The sequence below is a fragment of the Gordonia insulae genome, assembly GCF_003855095.1.
GTDB classification, from domain to species: domain Bacteria; phylum Actinomycetota; class Actinomycetes; order Mycobacteriales; family Mycobacteriaceae; genus Gordonia; species Gordonia insulae.
The window spans coordinates 5,505,331-5,517,165 of the sequence record NZ_CP033972.1 but is presented as its reverse complement, the minus strand read 5'-3'; the positions used below and the strand labels follow the sequence as shown (position 1 = coordinate 5,517,165).

Here is an 11,835-nt window from a genome sequence, read left to right as displayed (position 1 = left end):
CTCAGTCGTCCGACTTCTTCTCGTCGGCTGCGGCGTCATCCGCCGTCGCCGCACTCGACTGGTCATCGATGGCCTCGGCAACAGCGTCGGCGTTCTCGACCTCGGCGTCGGTGGCGTCGGCCTCCACGGCCTCCACCACGTTCTCGGCGTCGGCGTCGGCAACACTGGACCCGCTCGCTTCGCTCCCGGCGTCCGAAGGCTCGGCGACAACCTCTTCGGTCGCCTCCAGCTTGTCCTCGGCCGCCTTCTTGGAGGCCGCGACGCGGGTTGCGCGGCTGGCCTCGCTGCTCGCGGTCGACTCGCGCACCAGCTCGATCACTGCCATGGGGGCGTTGTCGCCCTTGCGCGGCAGGGTCTTGATGATGCGGGTGTAGCCGCCGGGACGCTCCGCGAAGAACGGACCGATCTCCGCGAACAGCGTGTGCACGACATCCTTGTCACGGATGTCCTTCATCACCTCACGACGATGAGCCAGCGAACCGGCCTTCGCGTGGGTGATCAGCTTCTCGGCGTACGGGCGCAGCCGCTTCGCCTTCGCTTCGGTGGTGGTGATGCGGCCGTGCTCGAAGAGCGACGTGGCGAGATTCGCCAGCATCGCCTTCTGGTGGCTGGCCGACCCGCCGAGACGGGCACCCTTGGTGGGCTTGGGCATTGTCTTCTCCTAGAAGAAACTCACGATCTCTCGACCGGAAGTCAGGGTTTGGATGACAGCCTTTACAGCTGCTCGGTTTCCGCGAAATCCTCACCGGAATCGGCGTCGAACGACGCGTCATCCGACCACGTTCCGGTCGCCGGGTCGTAACCGGCCACCTGCGACGGATCGAAGCTGGCCGGGCTGTCCTTGAGCGACAGACCCAGCGCGTGCAGCTTGACCTTGACCTCGTCGATCGACTTCTGACCGAAGTTGCGGATGTCCAGCAGATCCGACTCGGTCCGGGCAACCAGCTCGCCGACGGTGTGCACACCCTCGCGCTTGAGGCAGTTGTAGGACCGGACGGTCAGCTCGAGATCCTCGATCGGCAGGCTGAACGACGCGATGTGATCCGCCTCGGCCGGCGACGGCCCGATCTCGATGCCCTCGGCCTCGACGTTGAGCTCCCGGGCGAGCCCGAACAGCTCGACCAGGGTCTTGCCCGCCGAAGCGAGCGCGTCCCGAGCGGTGATCGAGTTCTTGGTCTCCACGTCGAGCACGAGCCGATCGAAGTCGGTGCGCTGCTCGACACGGGTGGCCTCGACCTTGTAGGTCACCTTGAGCACCGGCGAGTAGATCGAGTCGACCGGGATGCGGCCGATCTCGGCACCCGACGCCTTGTTCTGCACGGCCGGCACATAGCCACGGCCCCGCTCGACGACCAGCTCGATCTCGAGCTTGCCCTTGTCGTTCAGGGTGGCGATGTGCAGATCAGGATTGTGCACGGTGACACCGGCCGGGGGCACGATGTCGGCGCCGGTGACGGTGCCCGGACCCTGCTTGCGGACGTACATGGTGACCGGCTCGTCCTCTTCGGAGCTGACCACGAGGCCCTTGAGGTTCAGGATGATGTCGGTGACATCCTCCTTGACCCCGGGGACCGTGGTGAACTCGTGGAGCACGCCGTCGATGCGGATGCTGGTGATCGCCGCGCCCGGGATGGACGACAGCAACGTACGCCGAAGCGAGTTACCGAGGGTGTAACCGAAACCGGGCTCGAGAGGTTCGATGACGAACTTCGACCGGTCGTCGGCGATGATCTCCTCGGTGAGGGTGGGTCGCTGTGAGATGAGCATTTCGTGTTTCTCTCCTTTGGCCGCCCGCTATTTGACGGCCTCGAGGGTGAACCGAACAGCAGATGAGCTGTCGGGCGTTTACTTCGAGTAGAACTCGACGATGAGCTGTTCCTGCAGCGGGACGTCGATCTGCGCGCGCTCGGGCACGTTGTGCACGAGGATGCGCAGGGTCGACGGGACCACCTGCAGCCAACCGGGAACCGGACGATCGCCCTGGATCTCCTTGGCGATCTGGAACGGCACGGTCTGCAGCGACTTCGGACGGACGTCGATGATGTCGTACTGGCTGACGCGGTAGCTGGGCACATCGACATTCACACCGTTGACGGTGAGGTGTCCGTGGGTGACCATCTGGCGGGCCTGACGACGGGTCCGGGCCAGGCCGGCGCGGTACACGACGTTGTCGAGACGGGTCTCGAGGATCTGCAGCAGCTGATCACCGGTCTTGCCGGTGCGCCGATTGGCCTCTTCGTAGTAGCGACGGAACTGCTTCTCCATCACTCCGTAGGTGAAGCGGGCCTTCTGCTTCTCCTGCAGCTGCTGCAGGTATTCGCTCTCCTTGATCCGCGAACGGCCGTGCTGGCCGGGCGGGTAGGGGCGACGCTCGAACGCCTGGTCGCCGCCGATGAGATCGACGCGAAGACGACGGGACTTCTTTGTTGCGGGGCCGGTATAACGAGCCATGGTTTCTAGTTCCTCCCTTTCCCGCTAGACCCGACGCCGCTTGGGCGGACGGCAACCGTTGTGCGGCTGCGGGGTGACATCGGAAATGGTGCCGACCTCGAGGCCGGCTGCCTGCAGCGACCGGATGGCGGTCTCGCGACCCGAACCCGGTCCCTTGACGAACACGTCGACCTTCTTGACGCCGTGCTCCTGGGCCTTGCGTGCAGCGTTCTCGGCCGCGAGCTGAGCCGCGAACGGGGTGCTCTTGCGCGAGCCCTTGAAGCCGACGTGACCCGACGACGCCCAGCTGATGACGTTGCCGTTGGGGTCGCTGATCGACACGATGGTGTTGTTGAACGTCGACTTGATGTGTGCGTTGCCGTGCGGGACGTTCTTCTTATCGCGACGGCGTGCGCCCTTCTTGGGGCCTGCGCTACGTGACTTAGGAGGCATTACTTCTTCTTCCCGGCGATGGTCTTCTTCGGGCCCTTACGAGTGCGGGCGTTGGTCTTGGTGCGCTGTCCGCGGACGGGCAGGCCACGACGGTGGCGCAAGCCCTGGTAGCAGCCGATCTCGATCTTGCGACGGATATCGGCCTGCACCTCGCGACGCAGGTCACCTTCGACCTTCACCGAGGCCTCGATGTACTCACGCAGCTTTGCGACGTCTGCGTCGGTGAGATCCTTGGCCCGAAGGTCGGCGGACAGGCCGGTACCCTCGAGGATCTCCTTGGAGGTGGTACGTCCAACTCCGTAGATATAGGTCAGTGCGATCTCCAGCCGCTTTTCGCGGGGGAGATCCACACCAGCAACACGTGCCATGTGGCGGATTTCCTTTTCATTTTCAGAGGTCTGCTCCCAGTCCGTCCCGAAACTGTTGCCGGACCGTTGTGTCCGGCCTCTCGGGCTTCGGCCTCTGAACCGAAGGTGGGCGCCGACGCGTGTGTCGACGCTGGTGCTGGGAGGGCTTCCTGGTATTCAGTTGTCCTTCAAGCGACCCGGAGGGTTGCCGTGATCAGCCCTGACGCTGCTTGTGGCGCAGGTTTTCGCAGATCACCATGACCCGACCGTTACGACGGATCACCTTGCACTTCTCGCAGATCGGCTTGACGCTCGGCTGAACCTTCACGTCGGCTTCTCCTTGAATGTCGGGCACGACAATGCCGCGCCCGTCGGTTGTTCTTTCCCGTGTTCCGGGGAAGTCTTACTTGTACCGATAAACGATGCGCCCACGACCGAGGTCGTAGGGCGAGAGTTCCACGACGACCCGGTCCTCGGGCAGGATGCGGATGTAGTGCTGCCGCATCTTGCCGCTGATGTGGGCGAGAACCTTGTGACCGTTCTCCAACTCAATGCGAAACATCGCATTGGGCAGGGGTTCGATGACTCGTCCCTCGACCTCAATGGCCCCGTCTTTTTTCGCCATGTCCTCCGCGATCCTTGGCTGCTCACCCGGGCGTACGCGATGCTGACCTGCGTGGGAAGCCCGGTTGAAACCGTGTTTATCCGTTAGTGTGATGGCACCGAATCGGCTGACCGGTTCCATCGGAGTGCAAGCTCGTCGACCCTCGTCGTCGAGCGGCACACGGCCGGATGACACGCAAGGACCGGCGTGCGACGCACACCGACGTTCTATGTTACGCGAACAGGCAGAACAGTCCAAACCGCCAGGAGCAGCCGGTTCAGCGCGGAGACCGTCACGTCCCGGCGCCGCCGACGGGATCCAGCCGGACCCGGTGATCGAACATCCACGCCTGCGACCGCTCGGTGACCGCGTAGCGGAAGACCAGGCGCATCACGGCGTCGTTGACCACCCGACGCAGACCGCCCGGAGTCTTGGTGCTGCTCGCACGCGCACCGACCGCCACCACCTTCTCCACACGCGCGCGTCGCGTCGCCTCGAACGCGGCGAATCCGCCCGTGACGGAGTCCGCGGCAGCGATCGACGACGCCATCTCGACCGCGTCCTCGAGTGCCATCGATGCTCCCTGCCCCGAACTCGGCGCGGGTGCGTGGATCGCGTCTCCGACGAGCCCGAGCCGACCGCGATGCCACACCGGCACCGATGGCATGTCATAGGTGTTGTCGGCGACGAGCTCGAGCTCCCCGCCACCGATCAGCTCGGCGAACGGACCGTGGTCTCCTGTGGCGAGGTCGGTGAGGATCTCCTGCCACCGGTCCACGGGTGTGGCAGCGCGTTCGGCCGGTGAGATCGGCTCCCGCGGCACGTTGGCGAACCACACGACGTCGCCCGCCGGCGTCGGCAACGCCCCGAAGAACGCTCGACGACCGAAGACGAAGTACCAGGAGTCCGGCGGCAGGGTCGACGCGATCGGGGTGTCGCGGGTGATCCCGCCGAAGTTGGTCAGGCCGACGTAGCGACCTGCCGGCGCGTCCGGATCGATCGCCGCGCGTACGACGGAGTGGATACCGTCCGCACCGATCACCAGATCGGCCTCGAACCGTCGCCCGTCGGCCACCGCCACCGTCGCACCGTCCGGGGTGGTCGTCGCCGACTCCGCCCGCGCCGCGTCGTGCACCTCGATCCCCCGTCGCCGCGCCTCGTCGAGCAGGGCGGCCGCTAAGTCGGGACGCCGGAACGAGAGGGCGGGAGTGCCGTCGTCGAGGGGCGCTCCGAGGGGCAGCACGCCGAGTTCCCGCCCGGTCGCCCCCATCATCACGTTGGTGCGCGTCGGTACTCCGAGCCCGCGCACGACGTCCAATGCGTCGATGGCGGCGAGGGCGGCCAGCCCGTTCGGCGAGATGGTGAACCATGAGCCGCCGCGGCGGCCCGCGGCCCGCGCCTCCAGGATCACCGCGTCCACCCCGACGGCCTGCAGCGCCATCGCGGTCGCCGGACCGGCGATTCCACCACCCACCACCACTGCCAGCATGTCAGAATCCCTTCGTACGAAACCCGTATGATTCGGAAATCGAATCTTTTGTATTTCGAAAGGAAACCACCATGGCCCGCCTCCGTCAAGCGGCGATGGACGATGTCGGCCATGCGTTGCAGCACTATCAGCGCACGGTGCAGTCCTTCGACGATGCCGTCGGCCGACGCCTCGGGGTCGGTCCGGCCGACCTCCGCTGCCTCGACTGGCTGAGCGAGGCACCGCGAACCGCCGGTGAACTCGCCGTCGCCACCGGACTGCGGCCCGCCGCGACCACCGCGCTGATCGATCGCCTCGCCGACAAGGGATTCGTGCGCCGTGTCCCGTCGACCACGGATCGGCGGCGGGTCCTCGTCGAGCTCACCGAGGAAGGGCGGGAGCAGGTCTGGGCGGCCTACGGGCCGATGGTCACCGAGGGGCAGGGGCTGTTCGACGACTACACGATCGCGCAGCTCGACACGTTGCGCGATCTGCTCGATGCGATGTCCGACCTCACCGATCGTCATCGCGAACGCGTGACAACCCGGAGTGATCGGAAGGGAGAATAGGAACGATGGGCACCGTCGACGATTATCTGGCCGGCCTCGACCCCGACGACCGCACGGCGGTCGAGCGGGTCTATGCGATCGCCCGGGACCTCGTCCCCGACGCGCGGCAGGGCACGGGCTACGGCATGCCCGCCCTGGTCCACCGTGACAAACCGCTGCTGTCGGTGATGCGGGCCAAGGGGCACATCGGCGTCTACCCGTTCAGCCCGGCGGCGGTGTCGGCGGCGGCGCCGATGCTCGACGGATTCGACCTCGCCAAGGGCACGATCCGCTTCCAGCCCGACGCACCGCTCCCCGACGACGCGATCCGCGCGATGGTCACCGCCCGCCTGGATGAGATCGAGCCGCACTGAACCGACGGCGTGGGCGATCCGGTTGCCCGGTGACCGGTCGATCCGGCCTCTCGCCTGGCACACTGTGCCCATGTCCGCGTTCCTGATTCGCTCCGCATTCACCGGATTCGCCCTGTGGATCGCCACTCTGATCGTTCCCGGCCTCGACTTCGTCGGCGGTTCGACCAATGCGCAGAAGTTCGGCATCGTCGTCGTGGTCGCGCTGATCTTCGGCGTCGTCAACGCCTTCATCAAACCGGTCGTGCAGATCCTGTCCATTCCGCTCTACATCCTCACGCTCGGACTCATCCACGTGGTGATCAACGCGTTCATGCTGGAGATCACGGCCTGGATCACCCGCAACACCACCCACTGGGGACTGCAGGTCGACAGCTTCTTCTGGTCGGCCATCTTCGGTGCCATCGTGATCTCGCTGGTCGGCTGGGCACTCGGGCTCCTCCTCAAGGAGCCGGTGTGAACGGCCGACGGCACCCCGCCCGTCTGCTCGCGCTGGCAATCGCCGCGATCGCCGCGCTCGGGCTGTCTGCCTGCGGCAGTGACGGTGGCGGCGACAACCCCCGCACCGTCACCGTGGTGGGCAGCGGAAAGGTCACCGGCACACCGGACACGCTGCGTGCCGACATCGGCGTCGAGGCCTCCGGCGCCGACGTCTCGAGCGCGTTGAACGAGTCCAGCGCCCAGGTCGCGAAGGTGACCGACGCGGTGGTCGCGGCCGGGGTCGAACGCAAGGACGTACAGACACAGCAGGTGAATCTGAGTCCGCAGTACTCGAACCCGGCCCCCGGGAGCTCGAGCCAGATCTCCGGTTACCAGGCCACCAACACGATCCGGGTGACCATCCGCGACATCGCCAAGGCCTCCGACGTCCTCGCCGCCGCGGCCACCGCGGGCGGCGACAACACCCGGATCAGCAACGTCTCGTTCGCCATCGACGATGATTCGGAACTCATGAAGCAGGCCCGGGAGGCCGCCTTCGACGACGCCCGGTCACGGGCCGAGCAGTACGCGTCGCTGGCCGGCGATTCACTCGGCAAGGTGCAGACCATCACCGAGCAGACGAGCGGGCAGGATCAGCCGGCACCACTGCAACGGGATTCGATGGCCGCTGCCGCACCGGTGCCGGTCGAACCCGGCGAACAGACCCTGACGTTCTCGGTCACGGTCACGTATGCGCTGAGCTGAGCGCGGGCCCGAGACGCGGGCAGTTCGAACCACGTCGGCAGACAACCTCATTCGGCGAAGGCGCCCAGGGTCCACACCCTCGGCGCCTTCGCCGATTCGTGGTGTCGGCGGCCGACGGGTCGGCCGATCCGACAAAAGCCCACCGGGAATGTAACGGTTGGTCGCGGGGTGCTCGCGGGTCATGGTGGTCAATCGACGCATGAGACGAATGTCCCCGAACCGTCTACGGAGGTACTCCAGACGTGAACGCCCGGCCCAGACCGACAGCTCTCGAACCCACCGCCCGCACGCCGAAACGCGTTGCCCGGAAACCTTTCCTGACCCTGCTCACCGCGCTCGTGGTGACCGTCGGACTGGCCGCCTGCTCGTCGCAGGACGGTCCCGAACTCAACACCGACGTCCCGCTCCCGACCGACATCCCAGCCGGCACGACGATCACCGTCGCCGACCAGCAGAACCAGATCCAGGTCCTGCTCCGTGCGAGCGGCCTGGAGAAGACGCTGCCGTTCACGATCGAGTACGCCAACTTCACCGGCGGCCCCGCCGTGCTCGAGGCATTCCGGGCGGGCACCGCCGATGTGGCCCCCGTCGGAGACGTCCCGCCGATCCACGCCGCGTCGACCGGGCAGCAGGTACCGATCATCCTCGGCCGCGAGATCAAGCCGTCCAGCATGTCGCTGGCCACCCGGCCCGGCGCCCCGGCGATCACGTCGCTGCAGGATCTGCGCGGCAAGAAGATCGCCTACGCCGAGGGCACCGCGCAGCAGGTCGTCGTGCTCCGCGCACTGGCCAACGCGGGTCTGAGCACCGACGACGTCGAGCTGGTACGCCTGCAGCTGGCGGAGTTCTCCGAAGCGCTGGGCGCGAAGGAAGTCGACGTCGCGCCGCTGAACGAGCCACGACTGACCCGCTATCTCCGCGACTACGGTCCCGACGGAGCATCGTTCGTCGACCCCGAGGTCGCCGGGACCATCAGTCAGGGACTGAGTTACGTCTACGCCCGCGGTGAGTCGTTGGCCGAGCCGGCCAAGGCCGCCGCACTCCGCGCCCTGGTCACCACCCTGGTGCAGGCGTTCCAATGGACGAACACCCACCCCGCGGAATGGATCAAGGCGTACTACGTCGACGACCAGAAGGTCAGCGAGGCCGATGGGTGGAAGATCCTGCAGAGCAACGGGACAACCGCGATCCCGGCGCTCGACGACGCGCTCATCGCGCGCCAGCAGAGCACCATCGATCTGCTGGAGAAGGCCGACGCACTCCCCGAACCGGTGACCGCCACCGACCTCTTCGACCTGAGATTCGCGCCGGTCGTCGACGCCGCGGTGAAACGGTACGGCGCCACCCGCACACCCGAGGACGTGACCCGATGACCGCCGCCACCGTCGAGTCGACGGCAACCCGGATCGCGACCGGGCCCACCACTACTCGCAGCCCGGCCCTCGAGAGTCGGCACCAGACGAAGCGACCGCGGCGCCTCGGGCCCGGGCGCCCGATCCCCGGCGGCTGGCTTCTCGGGCCGGCGATCCTGCTCGGCGTCTGGATCGTCGGGTCCGCCGTCGGCTTCATCGACGACCGCACGTTGCCCGCGCCGCTGACCATCCTGGACACGGCATCGCAGCTGTGGTCCGACGGCCGCCTGCCGGAGAACATCCTCGCCTCACTGAAACTGGCGTCGGTGTCGCTGGCCATCGGCGTCACCCTCGGGGTCGTGCTGGCGTTGATCTCCGGCCTCAGCCGGATCGGCGAAGCGGTCATCGACGGCCCGATCCAGATCAAGCGCGCCATCCCGACATTGGCGATCATCCCGTTGGCGATCCTGTGGTTCGGCATCGGGGACCAGATGAAGATCATCATCATCTCGACGAGCGTGCTGATCCCGGTCTACATCAACACACACGCCCAGCTCCGCGGCGTCGACGTCCGCTACGCCGAACTCGCCCAGACGGTGAAACTCTCGCAGTGGCAGTTCATCCGACGGGTCGCGCTGCCGGGCGCGGTGCCGGGCTTCTTCACCGGATTGCGCCTCGCGGTCACGATCTCGTGGCTGGCCCTCGTCGTCGTGGAACAGGTGAACGCCACCCAGGGGGTCGGCTATCTCATGAACCAGGCCCGCGTCTACGGGCAACTCGACATCGTCGTCGTCGGTCTCGTCGTCTACGCCGTATTCGGGCTCGTCGGTGACACCGTGGTCCGGGCCATCGAGAGGAGGGCACTGTCATGGCGCCGGTCACTGGGCAGCTGAGCACCCGCGATGACACGCGCACCGGAACCGTCCTCGCCGCACACGATCTCACACGTCGCTATGGCGAACGCACCGTTCTCGACGGCCTGGACCTGACGATCGCCGAGGGTGAGTTCGTCGCGCTCCTCGGTCGCAGCGGCAGCGGCAAGAGCACCCTGCTGCGCGCGGTCGCCGGCCTCGACGACGGCGTCGCCGGTTCCGGCGAACTGGAGGTCGCGCGCGAGACATCGGTGGTCTTCCAGGATTCCCGGCTGCTCCCCTGGGCCCGCGTCCTACCCAACGTCGTCCTGGGACTCACCGGCCGCGATGCCCGGGACGCCGGACAGACCGCCCTCGACGACGTCGGCCTCGCCGGCCGGGAACGCGCGTGGCCCAACGAATTGTCCGGCGGCGAACAGCAGCGGGCCGCACTCGCGCGCTCACTCGTCCGGCGTCCCGACCTCCTGCTCGCCGATGAGCCGTTCGGCGCGCTGGACGCTCTCACCCGACTGCGCATGCACGCGCTGCTGCGCGACCTGTGCGCGAAGTACCGCCCCGGCGTCCTGCTCGTCACCCACGACGTCGACGAGGCCGTCACCCTCGCCGATCGCGTGCTGGTCCTCGACGACGGACGCTTCGTCGCCGACCGCGACCTCACCGATCTGGGTACGCGCCGCTCGCTGCGCGATCCCGCATTCATCGCCCACCGGGAGGCTCTCCTGGAGGCTCTCGGTGTCGAAACATCCACGAACGGATAGGAATTCATGAGTTCACCATCGGCACGTCAGCTCCACCTGAATGCGTTCATCTACCCCGCCGGGCACCACGAGGCCGCCTGGCGGCATCCGTCGAGCCAACCCGAGCGCATCTTCGACGCCGACTACTACCACCAGATCGCGCAGACCGCGGAGGCCGCGAAGTTCGATGCGATCTTCTTCGCGGACGGGCCGGCGCTCCGCAGCGAGGCGCGCTACAGCACGGCCGGCCGGCTCGAACCGATCACGTTGCTGGCCTCGGTCGCCGCCGCCACCGAACGCATCGGCCTGATCGCGACGGCCTCGACCACCTATTACGAGCCGTACAACCTCGCGCGGCTGTTCTCGACCCTCGACTTCCTGTCGAGAGGTCGCGCGGGCTGGAACATCGTGACCACGTCCACCGACGCGGCCGCGGAGAACTTCGGCCTCCCCACCCACCCTGATCCCGCTGTCCGCTACGAGCGGGCTCGCGAATTCGTCGATGCCGCACTACGCCTGTGGGACAGCTGGGAGGACGATGCGATCGTCGCCGACCGTGACTCCGGCCTCTACGCCGACACCGACAAGATCCACCGGGCGGAGTTCGTCGGCAAGCACCTGCAGGTGCGCGGCCCGTTCAACGCGCCTCGCTCCCCGCAGGGCAATCCGGTCCTCGTCCAGGCCGGTGCCTCCAACGACGGGCGAGCGTTTGCGGCGCAGTACGCCGAGGCCATCTTCACCGCGCACCAGACACTCGGTCACGCGCAGGCGTTCTACGGCGACATCCGTGCGCGCGCAGAGGCATTGGGGAGAAATCCGGACCATGTCAAGATCCTGCCCGGGATCAGTCCGTTCATCGGGGACACCGAACGGGCCGCGCGAGACCTCGAGCGGGAGTTCAACGAGCTGACGGTGCCCGCCTACGGGCTCTACCAACTGCGCGGCATCACCGAGGTCGATCTGTCGACGCTCGACCTCGACGCGCCGGTCCCCATCGACATCTTCGGCGATGCGGGCGACGTCACCGACAACAAGCGCAGCCGCAAACAGGTCGTGGCCGGCATCGTGGAGCGCGAGAGGCCCACGGTGCGGCAATTGCTGCACCGACTGGCCGGCGCCCGCGGGCACCGGGTCGTGACCGGCACGCCGGAACAGATCGCCGACACCATCTCCGAGTGGTTCACCCACGGCGCCGCCGACGGCTTCAACGTGATGCCTCCGTACTACCCGGGCGGGCTCGAGGTGTTCACCGAAACGGTGGTCCCCCTCCTCCGTCGACGCGGACTCTTCCGCAGCGAGTACACCGGCACCACCCTCCGCGAACACTTCGACCTTCCGCGTCCCGCAAGCCAGTTCGCCGGCGACCGCGCAGCATCGCACGCGGGTTGAGCGGACAGTGCGCATGTGCGCTCCGGTGAGGCCACGTGTCCGACGTCGGCGTGCACCGGCCGCACCTCCCATCCTCGTA

16 protein-coding genes are annotated in these 11,835 nt (G+C 67.1%); 8 read left to right on the top strand and 8 right to left on the bottom strand.

Going from position 1 to position 11,835, the window contains the following annotated elements; translation table 11 throughout:
- Nucleotide 1: 1 nt before the first annotated feature.
- The 8 genes from rplQ to D7316_RS24810 all read right to left on the bottom strand — a co-directional run bounded on the left by rplQ (nt 2) and on the right by D7316_RS24810 (nt 5,323).
- On the bottom strand, nt 2–652 hold the full coding sequence (rplQ, locus tag D7316_RS24845) for a 50S ribosomal protein L17 (RefSeq protein WP_124710630.1): 651 nt from the start codon (nt 650–652) through the stop codon (nt 2–4).
- 62 nt (nt 653–714) lie between these two features.
- A complete protein-coding gene (locus D7316_RS24840; protein ID WP_124710629.1) occupies nt 715–1,767 on the bottom strand; it encodes a DNA-directed RNA polymerase subunit alpha in 1,053 nt (350 codons plus the stop codon).
- Between the two features lie 78 nt (nt 1,768–1,845).
- Nucleotides 1,846–2,451 carry a 30S ribosomal protein S4 gene (gene rpsD, locus D7316_RS24835; protein ID WP_124710628.1) on the bottom strand — a complete coding sequence of 202 codons (606 nt, stop codon included), beginning with the start codon at nt 2,449–2,451 and terminating at the stop codon, nt 1,846–1,848.
- 24 nt (nt 2,452–2,475) lie between these two features.
- On the bottom strand, nt 2,476–2,883 hold the full coding sequence (gene rpsK / locus D7316_RS24830; protein ID WP_124710627.1) for a 30S ribosomal protein S11: 408 nt from the start codon (nt 2,881–2,883) through the stop codon (nt 2,476–2,478).
- Nucleotides 2,883–3,251, bottom strand: a complete 369-nt coding sequence (gene rpsM / locus D7316_RS24825) for a 30S ribosomal protein S13 (RefSeq protein ID WP_124710626.1) — start codon at nt 3,249–3,251, stop codon at nt 2,883–2,885. The genes rpsK and rpsM overlap by 1 nt, the downstream gene beginning before the upstream one ends.
- 193 nt (nt 3,252–3,444) lie before the next feature.
- On the bottom strand, nt 3,445–3,558 hold the full coding sequence (gene rpmJ, locus D7316_RS24820) for a 50S ribosomal protein L36 (RefSeq protein ID WP_005207978.1): 114 nt from the start codon (nt 3,556–3,558) through the stop codon (nt 3,445–3,447).
- 75 nt (nt 3,559–3,633) lie between these two features.
- Nucleotides 3,634–3,855 (bottom strand): translation initiation factor IF-1, encoded by a 222-nt coding sequence (gene infA, locus D7316_RS24815; protein WP_005170487.1) that lies wholly within the window; start codon nt 3,853–3,855, stop codon nt 3,634–3,636.
- A 271-nt stretch (nt 3,856–4,126) separates the two neighbouring features.
- The gene (locus tag D7316_RS24810; protein ID WP_124710625.1) at nt 4,127–5,323 is read right to left on the bottom strand and encodes an FAD-dependent monooxygenase; all 1,197 of its coding nucleotides are present in this window, start codon (nt 5,321–5,323) and stop codon (nt 4,127–4,129) included.
- 71 nt (nt 5,324–5,394) lie between these two features.
- On the opposite strand from D7316_RS24810, the gene D7316_RS24805 reads away from it, so the two are divergent.
- From D7316_RS24805 to D7316_RS24770, 8 genes are all read left to right on the top strand, one after another.
- Complete coding sequence (locus tag D7316_RS24805) at nt 5,395–5,871, top strand: MarR family winged helix-turn-helix transcriptional regulator (RefSeq protein WP_124710624.1); 477 nt, start codon at nt 5,395–5,397, stop codon at nt 5,869–5,871.
- 5 nt (nt 5,872–5,876) lie between these two features.
- Complete coding sequence (locus D7316_RS24800; RefSeq protein ID WP_124710623.1) at nt 5,877–6,224, top strand: iron chaperone; 348 nt, start codon at nt 5,877–5,879, stop codon at nt 6,222–6,224.
- Nucleotides 6,225–6,294: 70 nt separating this feature from the next.
- On the top strand, nt 6,295–6,681 hold the full coding sequence (locus D7316_RS24795) for a phage holin family protein (protein WP_124710622.1): 387 nt from the start codon (nt 6,295–6,297) through the stop codon (nt 6,679–6,681).
- Nucleotides 6,678–7,406, top strand: coding sequence for an SIMPL domain-containing protein (locus tag D7316_RS24790; protein WP_124710621.1), 729 nt, complete (start codon nt 6,678–6,680; stop codon nt 7,404–7,406). Before D7316_RS24795 ends, D7316_RS24790 begins: the two co-directional genes overlap by 4 nt.
- 242 nt (nt 7,407–7,648) lie before the next feature.
- Nucleotides 7,649–8,779, top strand: a complete 1,131-nt coding sequence (locus tag D7316_RS24785) for an ABC transporter substrate-binding protein (RefSeq protein WP_232017069.1) — start codon at nt 7,649–7,651, stop codon at nt 8,777–8,779.
- A complete protein-coding gene (locus D7316_RS24780) occupies nt 8,776–9,651 on the top strand; it encodes an ABC transporter permease (protein ID WP_124710620.1) in 876 nt (291 codons plus the stop codon). Before D7316_RS24785 ends, D7316_RS24780 begins: the two co-directional genes overlap by 4 nt.
- Entirely contained in the window at nt 9,627–10,388 is a 762-nt protein-coding gene (locus tag D7316_RS24775; protein ID WP_124710619.1) for an ABC transporter ATP-binding protein, read from the top strand. Before D7316_RS24780 ends, D7316_RS24775 begins: the two co-directional genes overlap by 25 nt.
- A 6-nt stretch (nt 10,389–10,394) precedes the next feature.
- Nucleotides 10,395–11,756: an LLM class flavin-dependent oxidoreductase gene (locus tag D7316_RS24770; RefSeq protein WP_124710618.1), complete on the top strand. Its 1,362-nt coding sequence runs from the start codon at nt 10,395–10,397 to the stop codon at nt 11,754–11,756.
- The last annotated feature ends 79 nt before the right edge of the window (nt 11,757–11,835 follow it).

What these genes read in the sequence shown, in the direction of transcription:
- rpsD (WP_124710628.1), bottom strand. Translation starts at nt 2,451, where the DNA reads ATGGCTCGTTATACCGGCCCCGCAACAAAGAAGTCCCGTCGTCTTCGC.
- D7316_RS24840 (WP_124710629.1), bottom strand. Translation starts at nt 1,767, where the DNA reads ATGCTCATCTCACAGCGACCCACCCTCACCGAGGAGATCATCGCCGAC.
- D7316_RS24770 (WP_124710618.1), top strand. Translation starts at nt 10,395, where the DNA reads ATGAGTTCACCATCGGCACGTCAGCTCCACCTGAATGCGTTCATCTAC.
- rpsK (WP_124710627.1), bottom strand. Translation starts at nt 2,883, where the DNA reads ATGCCTCCTAAGTCACGTAGCGCAGGCCCCAAGAAGGGCGCACGCCGT.
- D7316_RS24800 (WP_124710623.1), top strand. Translation starts at nt 5,877, where the DNA reads ATGGGCACCGTCGACGATTATCTGGCCGGCCTCGACCCCGACGACCGC.
- D7316_RS24805 (WP_124710624.1), top strand. Translation starts at nt 5,395, where the DNA reads ATGGCCCGCCTCCGTCAAGCGGCGATGGACGATGTCGGCCATGCGTTG.
- D7316_RS24775 (WP_124710619.1), top strand. Translation starts at nt 9,627, where the DNA reads ATGGCGCCGGTCACTGGGCAGCTGAGCACCCGCGATGACACGCGCACC.
- D7316_RS24780 (WP_124710620.1), top strand. Translation starts at nt 8,776, where the DNA reads ATGACCGCCGCCACCGTCGAGTCGACGGCAACCCGGATCGCGACCGGG.
- rpsM (WP_124710626.1), bottom strand. Translation starts at nt 3,251, where the DNA reads ATGGCACGTGTTGCTGGTGTGGATCTCCCCCGCGAAAAGCGGCTGGAG.
- rplQ (WP_124710630.1), bottom strand. Translation starts at nt 652, where the DNA reads ATGCCCAAGCCCACCAAGGGTGCCCGTCTCGGCGGGTCGGCCAGCCAC.
- infA (WP_005170487.1), bottom strand. Translation starts at nt 3,855, where the DNA reads ATGGCGAAAAAAGACGGGGCCATTGAGGTCGAGGGACGAGTCATCGAA.
- D7316_RS24810 (WP_124710625.1), bottom strand. Translation starts at nt 5,323, where the DNA reads ATGCTGGCAGTGGTGGTGGGTGGTGGAATCGCCGGTCCGGCGACCGCG.
- D7316_RS24795 (WP_124710622.1), top strand. Translation starts at nt 6,295, where the DNA reads ATGTCCGCGTTCCTGATTCGCTCCGCATTCACCGGATTCGCCCTGTGG.